General features: G+C 62.4%; 26 protein-coding genes and 2 pseudogenes. 12 read left to right on the forward strand and 16 right to left on the reverse strand.

Going from position 1 to position 25,554, the window contains the following annotated elements:
- The first annotated feature begins 20 nt into the window (after positions 1 to 20).
- A complete protein-coding gene (locus PTE30175_RS25675) occupies positions 21 to 1,052 on the forward strand; it encodes a phosphotransferase family protein (RefSeq protein ID WP_150699903.1) in 1,032 nt (343 codons plus the stop codon).
- 413 nt (positions 1,053 to 1,465) lie between these two features.
- Here the strand turns inward: PTE30175_RS25675 and PTE30175_RS25680 are convergent, their stop codons facing one another.
- Positions 1,466 to 2,089, reverse strand: a complete 624-nt coding sequence (locus tag PTE30175_RS25680; protein ID WP_263596303.1) for a fumarylacetoacetate hydrolase family protein — start codon at positions 2,087 to 2,089, stop codon at positions 1,466 to 1,468.
- Positions 2,090 to 2,116: 27 nt separating this feature from the next.
- Positions 2,117 to 2,266: pseudogene (locus PTE30175_RS29015) on the reverse strand (DUF2437 domain-containing protein); the annotation flags it as partial.
- A gap of 217 nt (positions 2,267 to 2,483) precedes the next feature.
- Between PTE30175_RS29015 and PTE30175_RS25685 the strand changes: the two are divergent.
- The 6 genes from PTE30175_RS25685 to PTE30175_RS25710 all read left to right on the forward strand — a co-directional run bounded on the left by PTE30175_RS25685 (position 2,484) and on the right by PTE30175_RS25710 (position 8,024).
- Entirely contained in the window at positions 2,484 to 3,170 is a 687-nt protein-coding gene (locus PTE30175_RS25685) for a cupin domain-containing protein (protein WP_224788974.1), read from the forward strand.
- A gap of 60 nt (positions 3,171 to 3,230) precedes the next feature.
- Positions 3,231 to 4,523: a phosphopyruvate hydratase gene (gene eno / locus PTE30175_RS25690; protein WP_150699905.1), complete on the forward strand. Its 1,293-nt coding sequence runs from the start codon at positions 3,231 to 3,233 to the stop codon at positions 4,521 to 4,523.
- A 75-nt stretch (positions 4,524 to 4,598) separates the two neighbouring features.
- The gene (locus tag PTE30175_RS25695) at positions 4,599 to 5,630 is read left to right on the forward strand and encodes a VOC family protein (protein ID WP_224788975.1); all 1,032 of its coding nucleotides are present in this window, start codon (positions 4,599 to 4,601) and stop codon (positions 5,628 to 5,630) included.
- A 21-nt stretch (positions 5,631 to 5,651) separates the two neighbouring features.
- Positions 5,652 to 6,203: a carboxymuconolactone decarboxylase family protein gene (locus PTE30175_RS25700; RefSeq protein WP_150699906.1), complete on the forward strand. Its 552-nt coding sequence runs from the start codon at positions 5,652 to 5,654 to the stop codon at positions 6,201 to 6,203.
- A gap of 195 nt (positions 6,204 to 6,398) precedes the next feature.
- Positions 6,399 to 7,496 carry an alcohol dehydrogenase catalytic domain-containing protein gene (locus tag PTE30175_RS25705; protein ID WP_224788976.1) on the forward strand — a complete coding sequence of 366 codons (1,098 nt, stop codon included), beginning with the start codon at positions 6,399 to 6,401 and terminating at the stop codon, positions 7,494 to 7,496.
- Between the two features lie 252 nt (positions 7,497 to 7,748).
- Positions 7,749 to 8,024 (forward strand): DUF4148 domain-containing protein, encoded by a 276-nt coding sequence (locus PTE30175_RS25710; RefSeq protein WP_150699908.1) that lies wholly within the window; start codon positions 7,749 to 7,751, stop codon positions 8,022 to 8,024.
- A 155-nt stretch (positions 8,025 to 8,179) separates the two neighbouring features.
- On the opposite strand, the gene PTE30175_RS25715 is transcribed toward PTE30175_RS25710, so the two are convergent.
- Together PTE30175_RS25715 and PTE30175_RS25720 are read right to left on the reverse strand one after the other, a co-directional pair.
- Positions 8,180 to 9,118, reverse strand: coding sequence for a LysR family transcriptional regulator (locus PTE30175_RS25715; protein WP_150699909.1), 939 nt, complete (start codon positions 9,116 to 9,118; stop codon positions 8,180 to 8,182).
- A gap of 10 nt (positions 9,119 to 9,128) precedes the next feature.
- Entirely contained in the window at positions 9,129 to 9,689 is a 561-nt protein-coding gene (locus PTE30175_RS25720) for an NADPH-dependent FMN reductase (protein ID WP_150699910.1), read from the reverse strand.
- Positions 9,690 to 10,050: 361 nt separating this feature from the next.
- Between PTE30175_RS25720 and PTE30175_RS25725 the strand changes: the two are divergent.
- A pseudogene (locus PTE30175_RS25725) lies at positions 10,051 to 10,239 on the forward strand (hypothetical protein); the annotation flags it as partial.
- 174 nt (positions 10,240 to 10,413) lie between these two features.
- Here the strand turns inward: PTE30175_RS25725 and PTE30175_RS25730 are convergent.
- The 4 genes from PTE30175_RS25730 to PTE30175_RS29310 form a co-directional block, all read right to left on the reverse strand.
- Positions 10,414 to 11,826: a type II toxin-antitoxin system HipA family toxin gene (locus PTE30175_RS25730; RefSeq protein WP_150699911.1), complete on the reverse strand. Its 1,413-nt coding sequence runs from the start codon at positions 11,824 to 11,826 to the stop codon at positions 10,414 to 10,416.
- Positions 11,827 to 11,911: 85 nt separating this feature from the next.
- A complete protein-coding gene (locus tag PTE30175_RS25735) occupies positions 11,912 to 12,238 on the reverse strand; it encodes a helix-turn-helix domain-containing protein (RefSeq protein WP_150699912.1) in 327 nt (108 codons plus the stop codon).
- A 428-nt stretch (positions 12,239 to 12,666) separates the two neighbouring features.
- Positions 12,667 to 13,269 carry an HpcH/HpaI aldolase/citrate lyase family protein gene (locus tag PTE30175_RS25740; RefSeq protein WP_150699913.1) on the reverse strand — a complete coding sequence of 201 codons (603 nt, stop codon included), beginning with the start codon at positions 13,267 to 13,269 and terminating at the stop codon, positions 12,667 to 12,669.
- A gap of 75 nt (positions 13,270 to 13,344) precedes the next feature.
- On the reverse strand, positions 13,345 to 13,509 hold the full coding sequence (locus PTE30175_RS29310) for a twin-arginine translocation signal domain-containing protein (RefSeq protein WP_150699914.1): 165 nt from the start codon (positions 13,507 to 13,509) through the stop codon (positions 13,345 to 13,347).
- A gap of 99 nt (positions 13,510 to 13,608) precedes the next feature.
- Here PTE30175_RS29310 and PTE30175_RS25750 point away from each other — a divergent pair, with 99 nt between their 5' ends.
- The 4 genes from PTE30175_RS25750 to PTE30175_RS25765 are packed head-to-tail and all read left to right on the forward strand — an operon-like array spanning position 13,609 to position 17,243.
- Positions 13,609 to 14,256, forward strand: coding sequence for a paraquat-inducible protein A (locus tag PTE30175_RS25750; RefSeq protein WP_224788977.1), 648 nt, complete (start codon positions 13,609 to 13,611; stop codon positions 14,254 to 14,256).
- On the forward strand, positions 14,253 to 14,894 hold the full coding sequence (locus tag PTE30175_RS25755; RefSeq protein ID WP_150699915.1) for a paraquat-inducible protein A: 642 nt from the start codon (positions 14,253 to 14,255) through the stop codon (positions 14,892 to 14,894). Before PTE30175_RS25750 ends, PTE30175_RS25755 begins: the two co-directional genes overlap by 4 nt.
- Entirely contained in the window at positions 14,887 to 16,563 is a 1,677-nt protein-coding gene (locus tag PTE30175_RS25760; RefSeq protein ID WP_150699916.1) for a PqiB family protein, read from the forward strand. The genes PTE30175_RS25755 and PTE30175_RS25760 overlap by 8 nt, the downstream gene beginning before the upstream one ends.
- A gap of 38 nt (positions 16,564 to 16,601) precedes the next feature.
- Positions 16,602 to 17,243: a PqiC family protein gene (locus PTE30175_RS25765; protein WP_191629221.1), complete on the forward strand. Its 642-nt coding sequence runs from the start codon at positions 16,602 to 16,604 to the stop codon at positions 17,241 to 17,243.
- Here PTE30175_RS25765 and PTE30175_RS25770 read toward each other — a convergent pair.
- From PTE30175_RS25770 to PTE30175_RS25805, 8 genes are all read right to left on the reverse strand, one after another.
- A complete protein-coding gene (locus tag PTE30175_RS25770; protein ID WP_191629222.1) occupies positions 17,216 to 18,208 on the reverse strand; it encodes a pyridoxal-phosphate dependent enzyme in 993 nt (330 codons plus the stop codon). The genes PTE30175_RS25765 and PTE30175_RS25770 overlap by 28 nt on opposite strands.
- A 116-nt stretch (positions 18,209 to 18,324) precedes the next feature.
- Positions 18,325 to 20,181 (reverse strand): glycoside hydrolase family 15 protein, encoded by a 1,857-nt coding sequence (locus tag PTE30175_RS25775; RefSeq protein WP_150699919.1) that lies wholly within the window; start codon positions 20,179 to 20,181, stop codon positions 18,325 to 18,327.
- A gap of 170 nt (positions 20,182 to 20,351) precedes the next feature.
- The gene (locus PTE30175_RS25780; protein WP_150699920.1) at positions 20,352 to 21,317 is read right to left on the reverse strand and encodes a 3-hydroxyacyl-CoA dehydrogenase family protein; all 966 of its coding nucleotides are present in this window, start codon (positions 21,315 to 21,317) and stop codon (positions 20,352 to 20,354) included.
- 175 nt (positions 21,318 to 21,492) lie between these two features.
- Positions 21,493 to 21,852 carry a RidA family protein gene (locus tag PTE30175_RS25785; protein ID WP_150699921.1) on the reverse strand — a complete coding sequence of 120 codons (360 nt, stop codon included), beginning with the start codon at positions 21,850 to 21,852 and terminating at the stop codon, positions 21,493 to 21,495.
- Positions 21,853 to 21,933: 81 nt separating this feature from the next.
- On the reverse strand, positions 21,934 to 23,367 hold the full coding sequence (locus tag PTE30175_RS25790) for an FAD/NAD(P)-dependent oxidoreductase (RefSeq protein WP_150699922.1): 1,434 nt from the start codon (positions 23,365 to 23,367) through the stop codon (positions 21,934 to 21,936).
- Positions 23,364 to 23,672, reverse strand: a complete 309-nt coding sequence (locus PTE30175_RS25795; RefSeq protein WP_191629223.1) for a (2Fe-2S)-binding protein — start codon at positions 23,670 to 23,672, stop codon at positions 23,364 to 23,366. The genes PTE30175_RS25790 and PTE30175_RS25795 overlap by 4 nt, the downstream gene beginning before the upstream one ends.
- Entirely contained in the window at positions 23,650 to 24,750 is a 1,101-nt protein-coding gene (locus tag PTE30175_RS25800) for an NAD(P)/FAD-dependent oxidoreductase (protein WP_150699923.1), read from the reverse strand. Before PTE30175_RS25800 ends, PTE30175_RS25795 begins: the two co-directional genes overlap by 23 nt.
- Positions 24,751 to 25,554 carry an ABC transporter permease gene (locus tag PTE30175_RS25805; protein WP_191629224.1) on the reverse strand — a complete coding sequence of 268 codons (804 nt, stop codon included), beginning with the start codon at positions 25,552 to 25,554 and terminating at the stop codon, positions 24,751 to 24,753.

The raw sequence follows: 25,554 nt of genomic DNA on the forward strand, positions 1-25,554 counted from the left end.
CCATTCATAGCTCAACGACCATGAATCAACAGAACAGTCCGGACCCGCGGCTCGACGCCTTTCTCGTCGAGCATAAGCTTGCGCGCTCGAACGAAACCGCGTCCTGGCACGCATTGACGGGCGGTGTCTCGTCCGACATATGGCGCGTCGATCTTCCGGGACGTTCTCTCTGCGTGAAGCGTGCCCTCTCCAAGCTCAAGGTGTCGGCCGACTGGCAAGCGCCAGTGTCGCGCAATGCTTACGAATGGGCCTGGATTCAGTTCGCTGCGCAACACTGCCCGGACAATATCCCGCATCCGCTTGCGCATGACCCTCAACTTGGCGTGTTCGCCATGTCCTTCCTTGAACCGAATCAACATCCGGTTTGGAAGCAGCAACTGATGGCCGGCCATGTGGAAGTCGGCACGGCGATTGCGCTCGGGCATATTCTCGGCCGCCTGCATGCTGCAAGCGCCGCTGACAGCAGCGAGCTCAGCAAGGCATTCGACACCATCGAAAACTTCCGCGCGCTACGCCTCGAGCCGTACCTCATCGCCACATCGGCGCGGCACCCCGATCTCGCTTCCAGGTTGAAGCAGCTGGCTCAGCGCACCGCGGACGTGCGTGCGGCGCTCGTGCATGGCGACGTGAGCCCCAAGAACATTCTTGTTGGCCCCAAGGGGCCGGTGCTACTCGACGCGGAGTGCGCCTGGTTCGGCGATCCGGCCTTCGATCTCGCGTTCTGCTTGAACCACTTGCTCCTCAAGTGCCTCGTTCACCCCGAAAAACGCGATGCGCTGATCGCTTGCTTTAAAGCGCTGACCGAATCCTATTTCGACGATGCGGACTGGGAGCCGCGCGCATCCCTGGATGCACGCGCCGCCGAACTTTTGCCTGCATTGCTGCTGGCGCGGGTCGACGGCAAATCTCCGGTGGAATACTTAAGCGACGAACGCCAGCGCGGCGTGGTGCGCACAGTCGCGACGACCCTGCTACGTCGGCCCGCCGAATATCTTTCGCAAGTCGCCGCGGTTTGGCTGGAGGAAATCGATAGGCATTGCCTGCCGCGTTAGCGGCAGGCACGCTGTGAAGACTTGACGAGCGAGCACGCGTAATCGCTCGTCAAGCCCGCCCCGGACAAAAACACAGGCATCAACATACCAAGAGTCCGGCCGGCAACAATAGCCACGAAGACAGAACAACGATGCGACCTGACAAGACCGTCGCCGACGTCGAATATGTGCTCGTCGATTCGGCTTCCAAGACGTTGCAAGCGTTACGCGCGGGCGACACCGAGAGTTGTGTATAAGGTGATGGGTTCAATCGCGTCGCATGCAGACGCAAGCTACCAAGCCGGCGGAATTAGTCGGACCTTTAAGGCTTTGAAATGCCACGATCGAAGTGGCCACCATAACCGGCCTACTAGCGAACGCGATCGCTTGCACGCCCTGCCCTTTAAAGTCAGCGCGTACTAGCGAGCCCACGATCAGCGCGCGAGGATGCTGCGATCTTCTGCCACAACGGTATTGCGCAACACGCCGATACCGGGGATTTCGACTTCGATCGTATCGCCGACTTTGATCGGGCCGACACCGGCAGGCGTGCCGGTCATGATCATGTCGCCCGGGAGCAGCGTCATGTATCGGCTAAGGTAGGAAATCAGGTATGGCACCGAAAACAGAAGATCCGCTGTTGCTCCGTTCTGCTTTACTTCGCCGTTGACGCGCGTAATGATCTGCAAGTTCGCTGGATCCAGCCCGGTGACAATCGCCGGCCCTATCGGAGCAAACGTGTCGTACCCTTTGCCGGCCAGCAAGCAGCCAAACGCGCTTTCGCGGCGCTGCACGACTCTGTCGCTTATATCGTTGCCGCACGTGTAGCCTAGTACGTAGTCGAGGCTCTGGGATTCGGGCACATGACGGGCGCGTTTGGCAATTACGACGGTCAGTTCGCCTTCGAAATGAACGTTCTCCGCGCCGTCCGGGTAAACGATCGATTCTTCTGGACCAATGACCGACGTGCTCGGCTTCATGAACAGGACCGGCACATCCGGGACAGGCTTTCCAACCTCATTTGAATGCGCCCTATAGTTATAGCCAAGACCGAACACGCGGGGCTCGTGGACGGGCGCAAGAATCCGGGCCGAACCTAAAGCATCCCTTGCGCCGCTCACGCGCAGTTCGTTGAAAGGAGAGTCGGCCAAGCGAGCGATCGTCTCATCGTCCTCGATGATTCCGTAGTGAATGAGTCCGTCCAGCGCGTACCTGACGATGTGATTGGATGACACGGAAGCAACCTCTCATCGATTCATATGTGCTAACGTTAGCAGATCAGGGGTATGTCGTCAACCTTACATAGCCGCTTCGCTTGGTGTCGTACGAAGTGCTTCTGGAATGGACTATTGACAAAGGCAAAGACAGTTTGCCACAATTATGCTAACGTTAGCAAACCATGAGGGGCGTGATCACGCGCACAGCGGTGCCCGTTCCGCTTTCAAGCCACGGTTGTCGGCAGCGTTCAATCTCGCATCACGCCATGCCATCGATGTGGGTGGCAAATCGCGACGTCGATGCGCCTGGGCGCGTCGCTCGACAATCCTTGCACAAGGGAGGCTCATCTTGGCATCTGATCCATTCGCCACTGACGGCGTGCCGCTGTCAATTCACCGTGTCGTGACCGGCCACGATGAAAATGGCTCATCAATGGTTGCTCTAAATTGCCCGCCGCCGCGCAGCGATGCTTTTCAGCATATCCCCGGCATGGTTTCGCGTCTGGTCTGGGCAACCGAGCCTGAGCCGACCCTGCCTTTCGATGGCACGGACCAGACGCTGGCCGTCACGAGCATCGTTCCCCCGCTGTCCGGCACGCGTTTTCTCGTTGTGACCTTTCCACCGGACAGCGTATTTTTCGCGCCGGGCTTCGATGCCGAAGCCGCTGCCGCTGAAAACCTGGCCATCAGCCCCGGCTTGGCCGAGCTGTTCGAAGCGGACGGCATGCACGCCACACCGACGGTCGACTACGGCATCGTCCTTGACGGAGAGATCTGGCTTGAACTGGACGACGGTCGCGCAGAATTCCTGCATAGGCACGACGTGGTTGTGCAAAACGGGACCCGCCATGCCTGGCGCAATAAAAGCAATCGCCCCGCAACGCTCGCATTCATATTGATCGGGGCACGCAAGGGCAAATAACGGCGATGAGTGTACGCACCGCACATACATTCAACACTTAGATCAACGCAAGGAACGCATATGACTGATACGACAATCGCCCGTGTACACGGGCGCCGAGTCTGGGACTCGCGCGGACGGCCTACGGTGGAAGCGGAAGTTACATTGCACAGCGGCACGCGCGGTCGCGCGATTGCGCCGGCAGGAGCATCCACGGGCAGCGGCGAAGCGCTTGATCTGCGTGACGGCGGCACCGAATTCGGCGGCCTCGGTGTCACGACGGCGCTTTCGCAAATCGATGGGGAAATTTCCAAAGCGCTCGAAGGTATGGATGCTGCCGACCAATCGGGCATCGACAAGTGCCTGGTGAACGTGGACGGCACGCCTAACCTCAGCCGCCTCGGCGGCAACGCCATCGTCGCGACGTCGATGGCCGTGCTGCATGCTGCGGCAGCAGCCAGCGGACAGCCATTGTGGCACTACCTGGCGGGCGGACGGCAAGTTCGCATGCCGCTGCCGGAAATACAGATCTTTGGGGGCGGTGCGCATGCGGCCCGACGCGTCGACGTACAGGACTTCATGATCATGTGCCCGGCGGCGAGCAGCTTCAACCAGGCACTGGAGTGGACCGCGGAGGTGTACCGCGCTGCCGGAGCCCTGATGAAGAAGGCCGGCAAACTGCAGGGAGTCGCAGACGAGGGTGGCTACTGGCCCGCCTTTGACAGCAATGAAGAAGCCCTCGATACCTTGGTGCAGGCCATCGCTGACGCCGGACTTCGCCCAGGCAAGGACGTCGGCATCTCGCTAGATATCGCCGCCTCCGATTTCGGCCGCAACGGGCAGTACACGCTTGCGCTCGACGGCCGTGTGCTTGATACGACGCAGATGATCGAGATGCTCGGGTGCTGGTTAGATACCTACCCGATCTTGTCGATCGAAGATCCGCTTGCGGAAGACGATCCGGCAGGTTTTCGCCAGTTCATGCAAGCATACGGCGCCCGCTGCCAAGTCATCGGCGACGATTTCCTCGTAACAAACGCCGCGCGCGTTGAGCAAGCCGCATCCCAGGGGGCCGTCAACGCCGTACTCATCAAGCCGAATCAGGCCGGTACGGTGACCGAAACGCACGCAGCCCTCATGGCGGGCAAAGCCGCCGGGTTCGGGACAATCGTATCGGCGCGCTCCGGTGAAACAGAGGATCTCACCATCGCCCACCTTTCTGTCGGCTGGGACGCAGGTCAATTGAAAGTGGGCTCGTTTTCCCGCTCGGAGCGGATGGCGAAATGGAACGAGGTCCTGCGCATCGAGGAATCGCTGGGCCGGGAAGCGGTATTCAGCGGCTGGTCCGCACTGCCATTTCAAGCCGCCTCATAAGGAAAATCCCTGACGTTACACGAGCCTATGCGTGCAATATAATTGCTAACGTTAGCATTGCGTTGCACACATTCCTTGGCCATCAATCATAGCGAGGTCATTATGTTGCCTGCCGTCAATCACCGGCCGCCCTTCAATATCACACGCGCCAGCCATGTCGTACTCAATGTCGCCGACTTGGCGAAGAGCCGCGCTTTCTACGTCGACATCGTCGGCCTCGTGGTCACGGAGGAAGCCGACAACATTTGCTACCTGCGCGGACTATCAGAGGCTTGCCATCATAGCTTGGTGCTTGTGCAATCGAGCGCAGCGTCGACTTGCAAGCGTATCGGCTTCCGAGTCTTCCTCGAGGAGGATCTGGACCTTGCCTATCAGTTCTTCAAGGCGGAAGGGCTCCCCGCTGAGTGGGTAGACGTAGCGCATCAGGGCAGGACCCTGCATGTTTCCGATCCGTTTGGCACGAAGATCGAGTTGTGCGCGCAAATGGAAACGCGTCCGCGGCTTCATCTGGAGCGCGACAAGTACAAAGGCGCGCACGCCCAGCGCATCGACCACTACCAGATCTTCGCTCCGAATGCGTATGAGTCTTGCGCGTTCTACAGCCGGCTCGGCTTTCGTAACTCCGAGTATCTGTCGCACGGCGAGAAACTCATCGGTGCCTTCATGTACCGCAAGGGAACGTGTCTGGACCTCGCGATCATCGAAAACGACGGCCCGTGCCTGCATCACTTCGCTTATATCGTCCCTGAATCGCACGACATCTTCACCGGCTGCGATCTGGCCGGCATCTACGGATATGCGCACGAAGTGGAGCGCGGCCCTGGCCGCCACGGCCCGGGCGGCATGCTGTTCGTGTATCTGCGCGACCCGGACGGTCACCGCGTGGAACTCTGCGACGGTCACTACCAGACGATCGATATTGAGATTGAGCCTGTCCGCTGGGATGCAGCCTCACTGAGCACGAACGTGCGCTGGGGGCTGCCGGCGCCGAGCCGCTGGTATTTCGAGGCTTCCAGATTCGAGGGCGCCGAGCTAATCGAAACACCGAACAAGCCCAAACCCCAAACACTCGAGAGCTATGTACAGAAGCTTTCGGAAAAAAACTGACAGAGTAAGGATCATCAATCAATGGCACGCATCAAATACCTCCAGCGTTCAGACGTCGCAGGCGTCAGCGATGCCCTTTTCGACAGGCTCGAGCGCGAGCGCAAGGTTCCCACTGCGAACATCTTCCGTGCGCTCGCGCACGCTCCGGAGATCCTCGATCAGTTCCTGTCCTATGCGAACGCAATCAGGGCTTCGTCAATCGACCCCAAGCTTCGTGAGCTGGCGATCCTGACCGTCGGACACGCTACGGGATCCGAGTATGAGATTGCGCATCATAAGTCGCATGGGTTGAAAGCGGGCATTAGTCCGGAACAGCTCAAGGCCATTGCCGATTTCGAAACATCGCCGCTCTTCAACGAGGAAGAGCGTGCAATCATGGCGGTGGCCAAGGAGTGCACCTTGAAGGTCAATGTAAGCGACCAGACGTGGGGCCGAGCCGCCGCCTTCCTGAGCGAGCGCCAACTCGTTGAACTGGCACTGAACATTGCCTGGTACAACTCCGGTGTGCGCATCATGGGTGCGCTCGCGATCGAACTGGAAGACGGCTACCGCCAACCGCAATCGTCTGCCTAAGGAACGCAGGAGACGCTAGGCGTTGCGTAACGCCTCGCTTCGGCAAGCACCGTGTGGCCCACAAGATTTCGCCCGGCGGGGCAGCGCTTCATTGCCCCTTGAGCAGACACTAATTTAAAGCTGCGTTCTTCCGTCGGCGCAAGGCGGGCAACACGGAAGATTTCACGTGAAAAGAGGTTAGGCATGGAAAGGACAATGGTTGCAGCACGGCTGCATGCCCTCGGTACACCAATGACGCTCGACACCATCCCCATCCCGAAGCCGCGGCCGACGGATGTACTGGTACGGGTCAAGGCCTGCGGCATCGTGCCCAACATGGCCAATGTCATTAACAATTGGCCCACGTGGTTTCCCCATCAACCGTTGGCGAAGTTTCCCGCCATCTTCGGCTTGGATCCCGCTGGCGTGGTCGAAGAAGTCGGCGAGGCAGTCATCAGTGTGAAGCCGGGTGACCGCGTATATGTAAGCCCGCTGCGCTCTTGCGGCTCCTGCAAGGCTTGCCGGGGCGGCCGACGCAGCGAGTGCCGCTATTACACGCTCAACGGTTACTTCAGCACCAGCCGCGACGGGCAGCGCATTTTCGACCTGTATCCATACGGCGGGTTCAGCGAGTACATGACCGCGCCTGAATACGCGATCGTCAATCTTTCCGACAACATCACATTCGAGCAGGCGGGAAGATTCGGCTATATGGGCACTTCGTACGGTGCGTTGAAACATGCAGGCGCAGGGCCCGGCCAAGTCGCAATCATCGACGGCGTCACGGGTACGCTCGGAGTGGCCGCGACGGTGCTTTGCCTTGCGATGGGTGTCTCACGCATTCTCGGTACTGGACGCGATGAACGTCTGCTCGAACGCGTGAAAGCACTCGCGCCTAACCGCATCGAGGTCATGAGGCTCGGCGAAGAATCGGTCGGCGAATGGGCGAAATCCCTGACCGGCGGCGAAGGCGCGGATTTCGTCGTTAGCGCGCTAGGCGCTAAAGCGCCGGCGGCAACGATGCTCGATTCGATGAAAGGCGTGCGCCGCGGCGGCAAGGTAGTCAACGTCGGCGGCGTGGCGGAGGATCTGCCGATCGATGTGAAGTGGCTGATGGACGAGCAGATCCACTTGATCGGCTCGAACTGGTTCACGACGGAACAGGGCCAGGAGATGGCGGACATGGTCAAAACGGGCACGCTCGATCTGTCGTATCTCGAACATCGCACCTTCCCGCTTTCGCGCGTCAACGAAGCTATTTCCGGTCTTAAGGATCGGGACGGCGGCTTCAGCAACTATGTCGTGATTCCCTGACTCCAATTTGCTGTGGACCGGTGCGGCGTACCCGTCCGCAGCCGCTAAACTGCCTTAGGCCAGCCGAGTTGCTGGCCGTTTTTTTTCACGATCGCATCGACGCATGCGTTTATGCGGATTACAGCTTCATCTGGCAATAGTGATTTCTAATTCATAGATATTTACCCTAATGTCTCGCCTCCCTACACTGCAGTCATCGGTTGAAGCGAACCCGCCAACCGAAAGCAGCCCAAACAACATTGGAGGTAAGTCATGAAATCGTTGATTCAATCCGCCCTCATCGTCGCTGCTGTTGCCGCACCGATCGTTTCGTTCGCGCAGTCGAACGCCCCGCTTACGCCTGCCCGAGTCAAGGCCGACCTCGCGCGACTCGAAAAGGCAGGATATCTCCCCACCGGCAGCGACATCGACTACCCTGCCAACCTGCAGGCTGCCGAAGCGCGCTTGGCACTGCAAGGCGACAGCGACAAAGCACCAACGCGTTGTGGCGGCACGGTCCCAAATTCGTCGGAATCAAGCGTCCGCTAACTGTGGCCGATTATTCAATGACCGTACGTGATTCGCGAATGGACAAGTCGGGGCGGCACGGTCACTCGATTGAGCCGAGCTCCCGACGTTGTCGTTTGCCGCAAAGGCAGGCGTTCGAATATAAAGAAGCAGGAGCGGCTTCGCGTGGCCCCGCGTTAGGCGGCGTCAAGCACCGCTAGCGCGTGGTTGTCGGCATTGAGCGCAGTAGGTAGATCTTCGCGCAAAAACGCAATCCAGGCTCGAATCTTGGCATCGAGGAACCGCCGCGATTGGTACAGCGCATAGACGTTGACAGGCTGAACCTCGTACCCTCGCAGGACTCTGACGAGCGAACCGGAAGCTAATCCGGGCAATGCCACTCCCGCAGGGAGAATGCCTATTCCAAGGCCACTCCTGACAGCCGGCTCGAGTCCTTCCATGACATTGACGCTTAACCGTGCGGAGCCGATATTGACCGCGAACGGTGCATCTGCCCCACTGAATATCCATTTGTCGAGCGGAAACACGGGTGTTGCCAGCTGGAGGCACTGGTGAGCGCGTAACTCGTCTGGGGTTTCCGGTTCGCCATGAACCGCCAGATATTGCGGCGAGGCGCAAACGACGCCCACGATCCTGCCAAGCCCGACACCGACCAGGCCCGAATCCGGTAGCTCCGGAGCGACGACGATAGACGCATCGTATCCCTCCTCCAACATGTTGGGCACTGTTCCCGAAAGCGAGAGCTCTACTCTAAGCGAGGGGTGTTGCTGCTGATACCGCAGTATTGCCGGAACCACAAGATGATGCCCGAAGCTCGAAAGCGCGTGCACGCGCAGGCAGCCCGAGGGCTGCTCCACCGCAGCACTCGCTTCCGCTTCCGCCTCATCGATGCTGTCGAGAATGTTCTGGCAGCGACGCAAATAGCGCTCTCCTGCCTCTGTCAGTGCCAAACTCCTGGTAGTCCGGTTCAGCAGCCGAGTGCCAAGGTGATTCTCGAGGTACGAAACGGCGCGGGACGTAATAGGCGCCGTCAGGTTGAGCTTGCGCGCAGCAATGGCGAAGCCTCCGTCAGTGGCGACCCTCGCAAAGATGCGCATGCATTGAAGCAAGTCCATACATTCTTCACTAGCGCTTCGAAAACGTCTCGACCCATTGCAAGAACGCGGCGGTGAATTGCTGCAGGAATTTGGCAGTGTCGGAATTGGTCAGCAGGCCTTGATCGCCGAACAACGCGGCGACGCCGCCTAGATATACTTCGGGCACTGCCATAACGTTTACGCCAAGACAAACGAGTGACTGCCGGAGGTGGTAGCTTGCACCAAACCCGCCCATTGCCCCCGGCGAGGTAGTTACGACGGCCGCCGGCTTGCCCCTTAACGCGTTGGCGCCAAAAGGCCGCGAAAGAACATCGACAGCGTTCTTAAGCACCGCGGGAACAGAGCGGTTGTATTCTGGCGTGACAAATAGAACAGCATCTGCCTCGGCCACATACCGTCTTACAGCCAGCCAAGCGGCAGGCGCATTTGCTTCCAAGTCGTCGTTATAGAAAGGCAGCTCGCCTATTTCGACAATCTCGAGTGCGAGCGTAGGGGGTGCAAGCTGCGCGAGCGCATTCGCAAGCATCCGGTTAAAGGACTTCTTACGAAGGCTACCAACCAAAACGGCGACTTGATACGGCTTCGACATGCACCTCTCCTGTGACGATAACTAACTTGGTGCCGTGCGATGAGCGGCGAGCACGACCGACAAATGCTAACGTTAGCATATCGGGCCTAATAAATTTCGTCAAATCCCCCTATATCTGACCGATTTTCCTTCACTACCTTGACACCCTGACTTTGCCGGCAAAGATGTCGCCCCAGGCACTCAGATCCTGAGGGACGCCGGGAGCCGTGCTTGCGGCACAGATCCGCGACCTGCATTCCTGCATCGGCCTCTTTCAAAACGCCGATAATCTGTTCTCATATGGACCGTGACTTCTTTATGACAAGACTTCTCCCGCAGCCTTGTCGCAAACTTTGCCGCGGGATACTTCTGTGGGGAAAGGTCAAAGACCGTCGCAGGCATGCGCCAGGTGATGGTGCGCGGCCTGAAGAAGATCGACCAACTGTTTGTGTTGAGCATGGCCGCTTACAACCTGGTGCGCATGCGCTCGCTGGGACAAATCCGTGCGCAGTGGCAGTACCTGCGGCAACGCGGGCAGAAACCGACGCCAAGTCACCGAAAAGGCCGGTGAAGTGGCGCCGAAGCGCGGTTCGGACCTTTCAGCAATGGCCCCGGGTGTGCGGACTGAAAATCCGAAGATTCAACGGCCGGACGACACGTTCCGCTTGCTGCGCCTTGTTTCCCACAAGGACGATGGTGCTGACGCTAATTTGTCGGGAAAGACTAATCTTGCCCGCTAGCAGTCTCAACTGCCTGTCGCTCCGCCTCCTGGGTCAAGCGCTTGTGCCTTGCGCTTATCCAGCGACACGATAAAGGGATGCTCCCGGAAAAAGCTCAGCAGTCGATCTTTCTGGCCGTCCGTCAACAGAGACTCCTCAATCATCGCAGGCCATGTTGCGTAGGCAGCCGCCACACACTGCTTGATGACCGTCATCGCCGGCTTCTCGGGAATATCCAGTCCCGCGCAGAAAGCGCGGACCACGCCGGGCGTCAAGTCCGGTTTGGTCGCCTTGGATTGTTTCGCATCTGCGACCGACATGCGTGGCTTTTTGGCGTGAGCCTCGTCGTCCGGCGGCAAAATGTGCAGCGCGTGGCCAACACGCTTCTGATACGCCGAGTACGCGACGATGTCGTACGCCGGCGGCAACTCAGGCGTCACGCCGTCAGGATAATAGAGTCCCACGTTCTTCACGTGACAGTCCGCATTGCCGAGCATCGAATTGACGACGAGTCGGCGGAGCAGTTCATGAACGGCCGGCTCACCCAGCGACGGGAAGGCCATCATGACCGTTGCCATGTCGTAGTAGGTGGCGCCCACGTACTTCTGCTCGGGCATAATGCCCAGAATCTGGGCAAAGTCTTCGCAGTGCACTCGGCCATTCGTCGTGCGGTCGTAACGCACAACGGCCAGAAAGTTGGTCTTCCGGTCAACATCGCCCAGGTCATAGCCGTGCTGGACAGCAAGTTTTTCGAGCGGCTCCAAATAGGCTTCGGTCGCATTCACACCGGCGGCCTTAGCCAATCGCAACGACAAATCCTCGAGCTCGGGAAGACGAGGCTGCCCAACGACAGGCAGCTTCGCAATGATGTGCGTGTCTTGCAGCTTCGTTCGTCCAACATAGCGGTCCCCGTCCTTGATGACCGCTACCTTCGGTTGAACTCCGGAGAGCGATACGCCGTCGTCCATCGGGTCGGCCGTCACCGACATCTCAAGCGAGTCGGCATCTTGAGTTACGTAGTGAGCAAGTTCATCTCGACTGAGTTCAAGCGGGCGCGCATGGACATTGCCCGGCAAATCCCGACCGCACGCCGCCAGCATCTCGAAATGGTCCTTCGGGTCACAACCGCGCAGCGCCCCCACGTGGTCCCGAAACACCCCTTCGGGTAACAAATTCTGAAAGAACGCAGGCAGCAACCAGCCATTGTGCTGAGAGAACCCTCCATTGAATAGCTCGGCCCGATAGTCCGCCCAAAGTGCACGCTGATCTTCCGGTTCGTCAGCCACCATGGACAGTGACAACACCGGCGCATTCCGGAGACTGGCGAAGGCATCGTCCGCGACAAAACGGTTGACGACAGGCGCCCCCGGCATCTGGTACTGAAACAAAACGCCCACGCGCAGCGTACCTAGGAAAATGCCCAGTGCTTTTACGTTCATCTAGCGTTCTCTTGCTTGTTCCAAAAGGCCTTTCTACTTCCTGCTCGCAAGCCCGCGTTGTGAGCAACGCACGACACCGCCCCCACTACTTCGAGGTTGGCGTACGTCGAACCGTCGCGAAGCGGTGCCGCGCTTGGCCAACCCGCGTCTTGATAGCAGACGGCGTCGACGTCGATAGCACTTCCGCACCAGGCAAGCCCTGCGCAGCCCCCTTTGGCACCAAGGCGACTTCCAGCCCCAAGCGGTCGGCGACCGCCATCAGGGTGCTGAGCTTGAAGTCGTTCTCTCCGCCCAGGACGTGCGTGAGCGTGCGACGCGAGACCCCCGCCGATTGGCCAAGGGCCTCCTGCGTCACTTCTAAGTTCTTGGCACGCGCACGAAGTGCCAACGCGATTTCGGCTACGCTCTTCATAGGTAACAAAGTAGGATTTCACGCATTTATCCTACTATATTGCACAACGCCAAACAAGGCAATAAAGTATGATTTTTAAGATATTGAGCACTTTGTTACGCACTGATCGCAAGCAACAAAGTATTAATTTTTTATAATATCCTACTCTACTTCCCAAATGGTGCTAATCCCGCGACCGCGCCAGCGCGAGTTGTGCCATGGACAATCTAGCTCGGAGTCAGCGTGCGAACGCCCGCCTCGAGTTTATACACGACCTCGTGGAGGGCGAAATTTTGGGGGAAGCTCAGCCGGGCACTTGACGCAGGCATCGACCTCCACGACCCGCGCCTCCTAGCAGCGTGGCGCCCCGGTAGATGTCAAACCATTGTTTCGAAAGAAAATATCGCGAGGAGCCGCCAGATTTCGCACGAACAGTACGATTTCTCCATTCAGCCTCTCCTTTGCCCCTGAGCATCGAGCGCAAGCAGACGCTGGGCATGCAGTACCACGGGCATGTCAACCATCCGACCGTCCAGGCTAACGACCCCGCCAGCGGCGGCCTCTGCTGCCTCTACTACCCGCTTCGCCCAAGCCACTTCATCCGGCGTCGGTCCCATAGCTTTCTGAACGATGGCAACCTGCGAGGGATGGATGCAGAGCTTGCCGCCGAACCCCCCACGTCGGGCACGATGGGCGTCCTTCTCCAAACGCGCGACGTCTTTCCAGTCCGCGGTGACGCCATCAATTGGCATCGGCAAATCTGCCCTGCGGCTCGCCATCACCAGCATCAAGCGGACGGAAGCTAGTTCCAGTTCGTCAGGATCGCAGGACAGACCCAAATCGACCTGAAAATCGAGATGCCCGAAGGCCAGACGGAGCACTTGGGGAGCGCCGGCGATCGCGTCAACAGTATCCAACCCCTTGCCCGACTCGATCAGCGGGATCAAGATGCCGCCGCGCCCCACGGCCTCGGCCATGGGAACCAGATCCGCTGCGTTCTCAGCCTTCGGAAACACCACGCCGCCAAGGCCCTGCGACGCTAACTGCGCCACGAGAGCCCGATCCGCGCAAGCTTGCGCAAGGTCGCGCGCGCCGCGTCTTCGCCAATATTCAGGTCGCGTGCAAGGTCACGCCAGACTGGACCCCGCCAACGTCGCGCCGCTCACTTTCATGAACTGGCGCCTGGACATCTTGACCATGGGGGAATTCTCCTCAAATCTTCGAGAATCTTCGGGAGTTTTCCGAGTATAGATCACTTTTATGAGGGAAATCCGTGACTTAGCACAAACCATGCCGAAATGTCGTAGCGGCCCGGTACAATGGAGCTTCCGGTGCCTGCGGCAGGTCGATCGCCGCTGCAAACACCCTTTTCACGGACGGATTCGACCCAGGTGAACGATACCCTGCCCCCCGACGACGACGTGACCGATCTGATCGCGTGTCCGCATTGCGACACCCTGCATCGCCGCGCGCATCTTCCGCCCCATGAAGTGGCGCGGTGCGTGCGCTGCCATTCGGTGATGTACCGCGCCCCCGATTTGCGCCTGTCGCGCGTCCTTGCCCTGACACTCGGCTGCCTGATCGTGTTCGCCATCGCCAACGCGTTTCCGATCGTCGAACTGGATGTGCAAGGGATCGTCACGCAAACGACGCTGGTCGGCGCGGCCTACGCGTTGCTGCACGAGGGCATGTGGCTTGTCGCGCTGCTGGTGTTCGCCACGACCGTCCTGTTCCCGCTGGGACACCTGCTCGCGCTTGTGCACCTGGTGTGGCCGCTGGCGCGCGGGCGGCTGCCGGCTGGCGTGTTCCCCATCATGCGCGCCATCGAGTTTTCCCGCGCGTGGAGCATGATCGAGGTGTTCATGCTCGGCGTGCTCGTATCCCTCGTGAAACTGTCCGCGATGGCCAGCGTGATCCCGGGCATCGCCCTGTGGGCCTTTGGCGCGCTGACCTTGCTGGTGGCCGCCGTGCTCTCGTTCGACGTGCGCAACCTGTGGCTGATGATCGAGCGCGTGAGCCCGGAGGCGCGCGCACAATGAAATATCTCACCGCAAAAGACGCCGGGCTTGTCGCCTGCATGTCCTGCGGGTTGCTCAGTCGTCGCGTGCCAACCGACGAGAGCACGCGCTGCCCGCGCTGCAACGCGCCCCTGCACCAGCGCAAAGTCGACAGCCTCGCCCGCACGTGGGCCTTGCTCATTGCCGCGGCGATCCTGTACATTCCGGCAAATCTGTTGCCGATGATGCACACGCGCTCGCTGCTCGTATCGCAGTCCGATACGATCATGAGCGGCGTGATCTATTTCTGGACGAGCGGCGAGTGGGAGTTGGCCGCCGTCGTGTTCACCGCCAGTATCCTCGTGCCGATGCTCAAACTGATCGCGCTGGCGCTGCTGTGCTTCACCGCGCAGCGCGGCTCGCCGTGGAAGCCGCGCCAGCGCACGAAGCTTTATCACCTGATCGAGTTTATCGGCCGGTGGTCGATGCTCGACGTGTTCGTCGTGGCGCTGATGGTGGCGCTTGTCAACATCCAATCATTGGCAGTGATCCAGGCCGGGCCCGGCATCGTGGCTTTCGGCTCGGTGGTCGTGTTGACCATGATCGCCTCGCTGCAATTCGATCCCCGTCTCATCTGGGACCAAATCCAGGACGACGCGTACTACCAAGACGATGACTGATCCCAAAACCCCGAAAGACGCCGAGATCCCGCCGACCCCGAACGCACCTGCCGGCGTGGGCGAACTGCCGATGCCCGCCATCCAGAAGCGCAAGCGCTGGGCGCCGTCGCTCGTGTGGCTGATTCCGCTGGTCGCCGCCGCGATCGGCCTGACGCTCGTGGCGAAGGCCGTACTCGAACGCGGGCCCACCGTGACCGTCAATTTCAAGACGGCCGAAGGGCTCGAAGCCGGCAAGACCAAGGTCAAATACAAGGACGTCGACATCGGCATCGTCAAGCACATCGACTTGTCGGATGACCTGACGCATGTGCGTGTCACGATCGACCTGACGGAGAACGCGAAGCGCTTCGCCGCGAAGGACACGCGCTGGTGGGTGGTACGCCCGCGGATCGCCGGCGGCAATGTGTCCGGCCTGACGACGCTGCTCTCGGGCGCGTTTATCGGCGCGGATGCCGGCAAGTCCAAGGAAAGCCAATCCAGCTTCGTCGGTCTTGAAGTGCCTCCGGTCGTGAGCAGCGGCCAGCCGGGCAAGCCCTACGTGCTGCACGCGCGCGACCTCGGTTCGCTCGACATCGGCTCGCCCGTCTACTTCCGTCATATTCAGGTCGGTCAGGTCGAGGCTTACACGCTCGACCCCGACGGTCAGGGCGTGACGCTGCGCGTCTTCGTGCAGTCGCCGTACGATCAGTACGTCGGTTCGAACACCCGCTTCTGGCATGCGAGCGGCATCAATTTGCGCCTCGACGCGAGCGGCTTCCAGGTCAATACCCAATCGCTCGCGTCGGTCGTGATCGGCGGTATCGCGTTTCAAGCGCCGGAAGACAGGGGCGGCGGTGTCGTCGCCAAGGCGAATGCCGTGTTTACGCTCGCCGCCGACGAGGATGCGGCCATGAAACAGCCGGATACGCGCGCCGTCGACGTCATCCTGAACTTCCAGCAGTCGCTGCGCGGGCTGACGGTCGGCGCCCCGGTCGACTTCCGCGGCATCACGATGGGCGAGGTCAAGGCGATCGGCGTCGAATTCGACCGCGCCGCCCAGCGGATCAACATGCCCGTCACCATACAGATTTATCCGGACCGCCTGCGCAAGCGCGACGCCAAGCATCCCCTGCCGACGGAGGACCGCGAAAATCGCCAACTCCTCGACGTCCTGGTCTCGCGGGGCCTTCGGGCACAGCTGCGCACCGGCAATCTGCTGACGGGCCAGCTGTACGTGGCGCTCGATTTCTTCCCGAAGGCCCCACCGGCCAAGGCGCAGATCCAGGGCGACGAAACGCTCATCCTGCCGACCGTGCCGAACACGCTCGATCAGTTGCAATTGCAGATTGCCGACATCGCCACCAAGCTCGACAAGGTGCCGTTCGACAGCATCGGCCAGAATCTCGATGCATCGCTCAGGAAACTCGACGCCACGCTCGCCAGCGCGCAGGGCCTGTTCAAGCAGCTCGACAGCGAGATCGCGCCCGAAGCCCGTGCCACCTTGGGCGAGGCGCGCAAGAGCTTTGGCGCGGCCGAGCGCACGCTCGCCGAGGACGCACCGGTGCAGCAGGATGTGCGCCAGGCGATGCAGGAACTCACACGCACGCTGCGCTCGCTCAACGTGCTCGCCGAATACCTGCAGCAGCATCCCGAGGCGCTCCTGCGCGGCAAAACCAAGGATCAACAATGACGCCGTTCGTGACTTCACGCCGGTCCCACGCCGGTCGCATGCCGTCCACCCTGGTGCGCGCAGCGGCTGCCGCGGCCCTGACGATAATGCTGGCCGCTTGCGGCAGTTCGCCGCCGACCCATTTCTACACCTTGTCGGGCGCGGCGCGAACCTCGCCGGGGCCGGCGGACGGCACGACGGGCGTGGCCGGACCGGTGATGCCGGCTGCGCCGTATGCGGTGGAAGTGGGCCCCGTTGCCGTGCCGGAACAGGTGGATCGTCCGCAATTTGTGACCGGACACGCCCCGGGACAGGTCAACATTCTCGAAGAGACCCGCTGGGCCGCGCCATTGAAGAATGAACTGACGAGTGCGTTGTCGGGGGCGTTGACCCAGCGGCTCGGGGCGATCGACGTCTGGGGCTTGCCGCGCGCCGACGCGTTGCCGGTCTACCGCGTCTCAACTTCGGTGCAACGCTTCGATTCCGCCCCCGGGGAACAAGCAGGATTGGCCGCGGTGTGGACGGTGCGCCGCGTGCCGGGCGACGTGTTGCTGACGTGCCGGTTTACCGGCGCGGAAGCGGCGCCGGGCGGCATCGACGCGTTGGTCGCCGCGCACCGGCGGCTGGTGGACCGCCTTGCAGCAGTGGTCGCGACGGCGATTTCGACCAGCGCTCAGGGGCAGACGCCGCGGTGCGGCTGATCCGTTGCCGGCCACCCTCCGGTGTCATAACAAACCACGAGCGTCTTGTGGCCACGCGGTCCGCGGGCCTTGTGCCCGTGCGATGCGAGGCGCCGAAAGGCGACAGCGACGCAGGCTGAAGTGGTAACGCCGATGCGGTGCCCCGTGCGGCGGATCAATTGCCGAGCGGCGTGGCAGGTTTCTTCATAGTCGACGCTGGCGACCGCATCGACTTGCGTCCAGTCCAGATGCACAGGATGCACCATGGCCATGCCGGAAAGCCGGTGGACGGGAAACAGGCCGCGTTGCGTGCAGGCACCTGCGGGCTCCACCAGCGTAACGTCGACCTCGAATCCCTCGCGGCGCAAGACCCGGGCGATGCCGGTCAGGCTGGCCCCCGTGCCCGCGCATGCCACGAATGAAAGCCGCCTGACATGCGGCCATCGCGCGGCCAGTTGCGTTGCGATTTCCGGCCCGGTTTCCAATTCATGCGCGCGAAGCGCCATCGCATCGATAAACGGATCCGCGCGAAAATAGCTGTGCCCGGTCTCCTGTGCGTGACGCAAGTGCCACGCGACAATGGCATCCGGGGCCACATCGGCGCCCGCCCGGGGATTCGCACCTGACGCGCGATCCGGGCCGTCCAGCCAGCGCGCGCCCGCCCGTTGCAGTGCGTCCCGGCGTTGCGGTCCCAATCCGCGCGAAGGCGCCAGCGCCACAGGGATGTTCAGCCCCCTGCACGCCGCCAGCAACCCAGCGCCGAAGGACACGCCCGCACGTGCGACGATCGTGCTGCGCCCGGGCACCAGCGCGCCGCACGCCAACGCCGATCGCACGATATGGCGCGCCGCGCGGGTCTTGTGATTGCCGCCGGGCTGGTGGCACTCGAACTTCATTAGCAACCCCGGGCTTATTTCCTGTAACGCCGTTGGCCCTGGCGCGCCGCCACCTCCATACACCCACGCCCATTCGCTTGTCTCATCCACTGCGCCCCCTCTCGTTTGCCCTCCGAACGTTTGAGAACGATGGTAGCGCCCGCCGACAACCGGCGATATGGGCGAAATCCGACTTTGCAGCGACCCGATATTAGCGCGAACATGCCCTAGCCCACGGCCGGCCGCGCCTGCCGATATCGGACGTGCTCGTAAATGTCCTCATCGTCTTCGGCACGCGTGTCCTCACGCAGCGCATCGAGACGGATCGCCGCGTGAACGAGCGCAATGTGCGAGAACGCCTGCGGAAAGTTGCCGACCTGCCGGGCATGCACCGTGTCGTATTCCTCTGCCAGCAATCCGAGGTCGTTGCGCAAACTCAGCAGGCGCTCGAACAGGCGCCGCGCGTCGTCCTGCCGCCCGATCATGATCAGGCAGTCGACCATCCAGAAACTGCACGCCAGAAATGCCCCCTCGCCCGCCGGCAGGCCATCGTCGACGCGGCTCGTCCGGTATCGCTGAACGAGTCCGTCAACCATCAGTTCACGCTCGATCGCCTCAATCGTGCCGCGCACTCGCGGGTCCTCCGGTGGCAGGAATCCGACCATCGGAATCATCAGCACGCTGGCGTCGAGCTCGGACGAATCGTAAGCCTGCATGAAGGCATTGCGCTCGGGATTGAAGCCGTGACGGCATACGTCCTCGTGGATCTCGGCGCACAGCGCCCGCCAATGGTCAACCGGTCCGGGAAGTCCGAATTTCTCGGCCGATTTGATGGCCCGGTCAAACGCCACCCACGCCATGACTTTGGAGTACGTAAAGTGCTGGCGGCCGCCGCGCACTTCCCATATGCCCTCGTCTGGCTGCCGCCAGACGGTCTCGAGGTGCGCCACGAGTTTGCCCTGCACCTCCCACGTCGCGTCGTCCGCCGGCATGCCGCCCAGGCGCGCCTGGTGCAGCGCGTCCATGACTTCACCGTAGACGTCAAGTTGCAACTGGCCGACGGCATTGTTGCCCACGCGCACGGGGCGCGAGTTCTCATAACCCGGCAACCAATCCACTTCCCACTCCGGCAAACGCCGCTCGCCGGCTAGCCCGTACATGATCTGCACCTGCGACGGCGCGCCGGCCACCGCCCGCACCAGCCACTGCTCCCAGTCGCACGCCTCGTTGTAGTAGCCGCCCAGCATGAGCGCCTGCAAGGTGAGCGTGGCATCGCGCAACCAGCAGTAACGGTAGTCCCAGTTCCGGACGCCGCCGATCTGCTCCGGCAACGACGTGGTCGGCGCCGCGACGACACCGCCCGTCGGCACGAATGTCAGCGCCTTGAGCGTGATCAGCGAACGCCGGATCGCGTCGGCCCAATGGCCGTCCAGCTCGCAACGGCCCGCCCAGGCACGCCAGTAACGCTCGGTATCGGCCAGCGCGGTCAACGGATCGATGGCGCGCGGATCGGCGTGGTGCGACGGAACCCTCGCGAGGACGAACGGTACGGTCTCGCCGGCACACACGTCGAATGTTGCACGCAGGCTGCCCGGGATGTCCTCGATCGGTACCGGCGTACGAATGACGACCTTGTCGGGCCCCGCGACCAGCCGCATCCCCGGACCACTCGGATCGCCCGCGTCCAGCGGCCGCGCCCACGGTACTGACGCGCCATAGTCGAAGCGCAGGATCAACTCCATCGACATCGTCACCTTGCCGTGAATGCCGCGGACCAGGCGAACCAGATCGGCGGTGCCATCGCGCAACGGCATGAAGTCGACGACGGCAACACACCCCTCGATGGTCTCGAAGCGCGTTTCAAGGATCAGCGTGTCGTCGTGATAACGACGCGAAAGGGTCGCATGAGGGTCCTCCGGCGCCAGCCGCCACCGGCCATGCTCGCGGCCGCCGAGCAGCGCGGCGAAACACGCGGGAGAGTCGAAATAGGGCCAGCAGAGCCAGTCGATCGAACCGTCGCGTGAAACGAGCGCGGCACTGCGGCAGTCGCCAATCATGGCGTAGTCTTCGATTCGTGCGGCCATGGTCACCTCGTTTGCCAATGGACAGGGCATCGATGACGGAATCGCGAATGCGATATTCCGGACATGGTACTCGGCTGTGGCCTGTCAGGCCACCGTCCCATCATGGCAACGGACCCACTCCACGCAAGGAAGTTCACATTACGTTCGGGCGACGACCGGCCCTTTTGACCTCACGCGTCGTCCTTGCCGCGCAGCGACAACTGCTGCGCGCGGCGCGCGCGGATTTCCGCCTGCCGCTGTTCCGTCCAGGTATAGAAGCCCTGCCCGCTGCGCACGCCGGTCTCGCCGCGTGTGACATGCTCGCGCAGGAGGTCGAGCACGTCCTGGTCCGTCGCGAGCGTCGGCATCAGATGCGTGGCAACGTCGAGAAATGTGTCGAGTCCGCCCATGTCGGCTGCCTCGAGCGGTCCGATCATGTTCCAGCGGCGGCCGAGCGACGCTTTCATCACCGTATCCACCACCTCCGGCGACGCGGCGCCCAGGCGCACGATGTTCAGCGCCTCGCGCAGCACGGCAAATTGCAGGCGGTTGCCGACGAATCCAGGAATCGCCTTTTCGAGCACCACCGGACGCGCGCCGACGGCGGCGAGCAGGCGGTCGCTGGCGGCCACCGCGTCCGGCGACGTGGCCGTGCCGGGCACGATTTCGACGAGCGGAATTGCGTGCGGCGGGTTCCAGAAATGCGTGATCAGAAAGCGCGCCGGATGGCGCAAGTTTTGCGCGAGGACGTCCGGCAAGAAGCCGCTCGTATTGCTGGCGATAATCGCGTCGGCGGCAACGATATCCTCGAGCGCTGCATACGTTTCGTGTTTGAGCGAAAGCCGCTCGGGGATCGCCTCGATGGCGAATGTCGCGCCCGCGAGATCGGCCATGACCGTCGTGGTGGCGATACGCGCCAGGGTGCCGGCTTCCTGCCCCGGCTGTACGAGTCCGGCGTCGATCAGTTCCGCGAAGATGGCGCGCACATGCGCCGGCAAGTCCTGCAAGCGCTGTCCATCGACATCGAATACGGTCACCCCGTAGCCGGCGCGTGCGAAACGGGCGGCAATGCCCACGCCCATCAAACCCGCGCCGAGAATGGCGATGCGCTGATCGCCCCGTGTGGCCTGCGCCGGGGTGTCGGAACGTGCTTGCATGGCGGCTCCTTGTTCGCGTGTCGAAGTTCGCTGGATGAACCCCTCAATCCAAGGAGTATAGCGGCTTGCGCCTCGCCGGACATTTCACGCCGGGCGATGCAGTGTTTCGACGGCGGATCGCCACCATGGGCGACAACACCGGGCATCGTACCCCGCGCTGCCGCCAGGCCAGCGTTCAGTCGATGAGCGCGGCGGTCACGGAGATTTCGACGAGCAGCTCCGGCAGCGCCAGCTTCGACTCGACGGTTGCGCGCGTCGGGGCGCAGCCTTCGGCCGTCCAGGCATCCCACACACCGTTCATGCCGGCAAAATCGGCCGCAATGTCCTTGAGCCACACTTGCGCCGTCAGCAAGCGCGACTTGTCGATGCCGGCGTCGGCGAGGAAGCCGTCGATCTTGGCGAGCACCTGACGGGTCTGGCCCGCGACGTCCTGCGTACGGTCATCGGCGGTCTGGCCGCCAATGTAGACGGTGCCGTTGTGAATCACCACGCGGCTCATGCGGGTGTTGGTGTGAATGCGCTTGATATCGCTCATGCGATCTCCTTCGAGGAATTCAAAAAAATCGCCGCTGCACCGCGCCGGTCAAAACGCGGTCGGCGGCAAGCAGGGGAAAACCTATTTCGGAAAACCCGCGCGCTCGCCCACGATCTCGGGCGCGGTCACCGCGGCGGCGAGTTCGCCGAGCGTGACCGGCTTGATCGGCGCACGAATGCGATAGTAGCCGACGTCCGGCACGGGGCAACCCTGTGCCTCGGCCAGCAGCTCGGCCACCGTGATGCCGCAAAAGCGGCCCTGGCAAGGCCCCATGCCGCAACGCGAAAACGACTTGGTCTGATTGGGACCGACACAGCCGAGCCTGGCCATCTCGCGCACGTCGCCGGCGGTCACCTCTTCGCAACGGCACACGATGGTGCTGTCGTCAGCCGGGCGGCGAAATGCCTCGGCCGGGCGATACAGTGCGTCGAGAAACGGACGGATTGCGCCGTGCCTGTCTAACGCGCGGCGCAGCGACAACGCGCGCGAATCGCGTTTGGACGTGTCGAGCGAACCGAGACGATGGGCAACTTGCACTGCCGCCAGACGCCCCGATGGTTCCGCCGCGAGCGCGCCGGCGATGCCGCCGCCGTCGCCCGCCACGAAAATGTCCGCAAGATTCGTTTCGCCCCATGCGTCGAGACGGGGCCGCCAGCAAAGCTGTGCCTCGTCCCACGCGTGGTCGCACCCGATCGAACGCGTGATCTGCGTATTCGGGATCACCCCTTGATGCAGCAGCACGAGCGATGCTTCGATGCGGCGCTTGTGGCCGCCGACGGTGTACTCGAGCGCTTCGGCCCGCTTGTCGCCCAGCACACGCAACGCCTCGACGTGCTTGACATGGGTGACCCCGGCGCGGCGAATGGCGCGCAACAGCGACAAACCCTTCGACAGATAGCCGGGCGCGCGCAAGGCGCCGCCAACGTGCCCGAACGCGCGGCGCAAACCGGCCGATTCGGTCGTGTCGAGAATCGCCCGTACCGGAATGCCCGCGTTGATCAACTGCCAGGCAAAAAGGTAGAGCAACGGACCGCAACCGGCCAGCACGGCGGGCACCTGCGGCGCGAGCCCGGCAGACTTGAGCAGCGTCTGCGCCGCACCCACGCCCATCACGCCGGGCAGCGTCCAGCCCGGCACCGGGAACGGTCGCTCTTGCGCGCCGCCCGCAATCACGATCGCCTTCGCCGCGATTTGCAGGGTGCCGCCGCCCGCGCCCTGGCGCGTGACCGACACGCGCTTGTCGGCGCCGATCTGCCAGGCAAGTGTCTGCGGCCAGTAAGCGATGCCGCTGCGTTCGAAGTCTTCGACCAAAGCCCGGCCGCGCAGATAGTCTGCGCCGAGGACGGCAGGGTCGGCCAACGGCGAATGGCTGACGTTGCGGTAGATCTGACCGCCCGGATACGGGTTCTCGTCGAGTACCATCGTGTCGACACGATGGGCGCGCGCTTCAAGCGCCGCCGCAATACCGGCGGGCCCCGCGCCCACAATCAACAGATCCACATTCTTCACGGTCATGCGAGGCTCCTTGCGCCATCCATGCGGCGCACGCGCATGCCCTCGCGCACCGGCGTCATGCAGCCCTGACGGTTGGGCACGCCATCGATCTCGACGAGGCAGTCGAAGCACACGCCCATCATGCAGAACGGCGCGCGATCGCTGCCCGACACCGGCGTCGTACGGCAGGCGGTAACGCCCAGTTGCAGCAACGCGGCGGCGACATTCAAACCGCTCGCAACGCGATGCGGGGCATCGTCGACATAGATTTCCACGGTCGCGCCATCGGCGCGCGCGAGCGGCTTAAACAACGAATCGTTTGGCATAAAACTGATCCAGGATGGCGGGGCGTTGCGCGCCGAGAATCCACGGCGCAATGGTTTCGCTATGCGCCGCGGCGAGCGTCACGCCGCTGTGGCAGGTGGCGAGGAACGCGCCCGGGTGGGCCGTCGATTCCTCGTAGATCGGCAAGCCGTCGGGCGTCATCACACGCAGCGCACCCCACGCGCGCACGATGCGCGCGTCTTTGAGAATCGGGAACGGTGCGATGGCGCGGCGTGCAATATCGGCCAGCACGTCCGGCGTCACGCCGTCGTCGAAGCCGACATCCTCGGCCGAATCGCCCATCATCACGGAGCCTTCCACCGTCTGGCGCACGTAAATCGTCGGATGGGAGAGGAATGGCTTCACGCGCTCCGTCACGATGATCTGGCCGCGCAGCGGCTTGACCGGCGCCGACAGGCCAACCATCGGCGCGAGCGTGCGGTTGCCGAGACCGGCGGCCAGCACGACCCGCCCCGCGTCGAACGTGCGCTCGCCCAGACGCACGCGGAACGCGCCGCCGGCCGGGGCGATGTCAGTGACGTTTTCGTTCGGCGCATACTCGCCGCCCGCCTGCTCGAAAGCCGCGAACAGCGCGCGCAGCGTATAGAGCGGGCTGACGTGACCGTCGTTAGGCGAATAGATCGCGCCGGCCACGTCCGGGCCGATCGCGGGCAGGCGCCGTTTCAGTTCGTGATGATCGAGGACTTCGTATTTCAACGCCGGCTCCGCCGCGAACAGGTCGCGCATGCTCGCTTGCTTGACCGCAAGCTGTTCGGCCGTCTCGGCGATGTTGAAGCCGCCGGGACGCTGGAAGCCGACGGACACCCCGGTGCGCTTCATCAGATCATCGGCAAAGGCTTGCCACGCGTTGGCCGAGTGCAGCGACCAGCGTGCGTAGTTCGTGCACGACGCGCCCTTGCCTTGCACCCACACCAATCCGAAGTTGCCGCGCGCGGCGCGCAGCGCATTGTCCTCGCCGTCGCACACGATCACCTTCTGGCCGCGCTTGGCGAGACCGTAGGCGATCGCCATGCCGACGAGTCCGCCGCCAATGACAGCGATATCGTAGGTTTTCTGCATTTAATGGTTTCCTACCAGCACTTTGTTCAGTCCGTAGACGCGATCGAGGATCAGCATCACCGCCAGCGTCAGGGCGATGATCAGCGTCGAGATCGCGGCCACGCTCGGGTCGACGGTCTCGCTCATGTTCATGTAGATGCGCACCGGCAACGTGATCGTCGTCGGCGACGTCACAAAGATCGTCGCCGTGAGTTCGTCGAAGCTGTTGATGAACGCCAACACCCAGCCGCCCGCGACGCCGGGCAGGATCATCGGCAAGGTCACGCGGCGGAAGGTCGTCCATTTGTCTGCGCCAAGCGAACGGGCGGCCCGTTCCGCGTCGTCGGCCTGCCCGGTTAGCGCGGCCATCACCAGACGCAGCGCATACGGCAAGATCAGCAGCGCATGGCACACGACCAGGCTCTCGAACGAGCCGCCCAGGTCCATCAGGGTGAACAGGCGCAGGAACGCGATGCCGAGCACCACCGGCGGGATCATCAGCGGCGAGAGCAGGAATGCATTGATCGCGTCGCGGCCCGGGAAGCGGTAGCGCACGAGGCCCATCGCGGTCGGCACCGACAACGCCGTCGACAGCGTCGCGGACAGCACGCCGAGCAACAGGCTGGTGCGCAACGCCGCCTTGAAGTCCTCGTCGCCCCACAGTGATGTGAACCAGCGCAGCGACCACGTTTTCGTCGGAATCGACAGGAAGTTGTCGGGTGTGAATGCGACCAGGCAGACCACTACCAGCGGCGCCAGGATGAACGTCAGGAACAGCAGGTGAAACACGATGGCGCCGAGGCCGTTGCGGTCGTTGTTGTTCAT

Origin of the sequence: Pandoraea terrae, from assembly GCF_902459695.1 — a bacterium.
Lineage (GTDB): Bacteria > Pseudomonadota > Gammaproteobacteria > Burkholderiales > Burkholderiaceae > Pandoraea > Pandoraea terrae.

Bases quoted from the DNA above. Each gene is read 5' to 3' on its own strand.
- PTE30175_RS29310 (WP_150699914.1), bottom strand. From the start codon at position 13,509: ATGGTTTGTGCTAAGTCACGGATTTCCCTCATAAAAGTGATCTATACT.
- PTE30175_RS25700 (WP_150699906.1), top strand. From the start codon at position 5,652: ATGGCACGCATCAAATACCTCCAGCGTTCAGACGTCGCAGGCGTCAGC.
- PTE30175_RS25780 (WP_150699920.1), bottom strand. From the start codon at position 21,317: ATGCAAGCACGTTCCGACACCCCGGCGCAGGCCACACGGGGCGATCAG.
- PTE30175_RS25715 (WP_150699909.1), bottom strand. From the start codon at position 9,118: ATGGACTTGCTTCAATGCATGCGCATCTTTGCGAGGGTCGCCACTGAC.
- PTE30175_RS25765 (WP_191629221.1), top strand. From the start codon at position 16,602: ATGCCGTCCACCCTGGTGCGCGCAGCGGCTGCCGCGGCCCTGACGATA.
- PTE30175_RS25775 (WP_150699919.1), bottom strand. From the start codon at position 20,181: ATGGCCGCACGAATCGAAGACTACGCCATGATTGGCGACTGCCGCAGT.
- PTE30175_RS25755 (WP_150699915.1), top strand. From the start codon at position 14,253: ATGAAATATCTCACCGCAAAAGACGCCGGGCTTGTCGCCTGCATGTCC.
- PTE30175_RS25735 (WP_150699912.1), bottom strand. From the start codon at position 12,238: ATGAAGAGCGTAGCCGAAATCGCGTTGGCACTTCGTGCGCGTGCCAAG.
- PTE30175_RS25675 (WP_150699903.1), top strand. From the start codon at position 21: ATGAATCAACAGAACAGTCCGGACCCGCGGCTCGACGCCTTTCTCGTC.
- PTE30175_RS25730 (WP_150699911.1), bottom strand. From the start codon at position 11,826: ATGAACGTAAAAGCACTGGGCATTTTCCTAGGTACGCTGCGCGTGGGC.
- PTE30175_RS25720 (WP_150699910.1), bottom strand. From the start codon at position 9,689: ATGTCGAAGCCGTATCAAGTCGCCGTTTTGGTTGGTAGCCTTCGTAAG.
- PTE30175_RS25790 (WP_150699922.1), bottom strand. From the start codon at position 23,367: ATGACCGTGAAGAATGTGGATCTGTTGATTGTGGGCGCGGGGCCCGCC.
- eno (WP_150699905.1), top strand. From the start codon at position 3,231: ATGACTGATACGACAATCGCCCGTGTACACGGGCGCCGAGTCTGGGAC.
- PTE30175_RS25710 (WP_150699908.1), top strand. From the start codon at position 7,749: ATGAAATCGTTGATTCAATCCGCCCTCATCGTCGCTGCTGTTGCCGCA.
- PTE30175_RS25705 (WP_224788976.1), top strand. From the start codon at position 6,399: ATGGTTGCAGCACGGCTGCATGCCCTCGGTACACCAATGACGCTCGAC.
- PTE30175_RS25795 (WP_191629223.1), bottom strand. From the start codon at position 23,672: ATGCCAAACGATTCGTTGTTTAAGCCGCTCGCGCGCGCCGATGGCGCG.
- PTE30175_RS25800 (WP_150699923.1), bottom strand. From the start codon at position 24,750: ATGCAGAAAACCTACGATATCGCTGTCATTGGCGGCGGACTCGTCGGC.
- PTE30175_RS25805 (WP_191629224.1), bottom strand. From the start codon at position 25,554: ATGAACAACAACGACCGCAACGGCCTCGGCGCCATCGTGTTTCACCTG.
- PTE30175_RS25785 (WP_150699921.1), bottom strand. From the start codon at position 21,852: ATGAGCGATATCAAGCGCATTCACACCAACACCCGCATGAGCCGCGTG.
- PTE30175_RS25760 (WP_150699916.1), top strand. From the start codon at position 14,887: ATGACTGATCCCAAAACCCCGAAAGACGCCGAGATCCCGCCGACCCCG.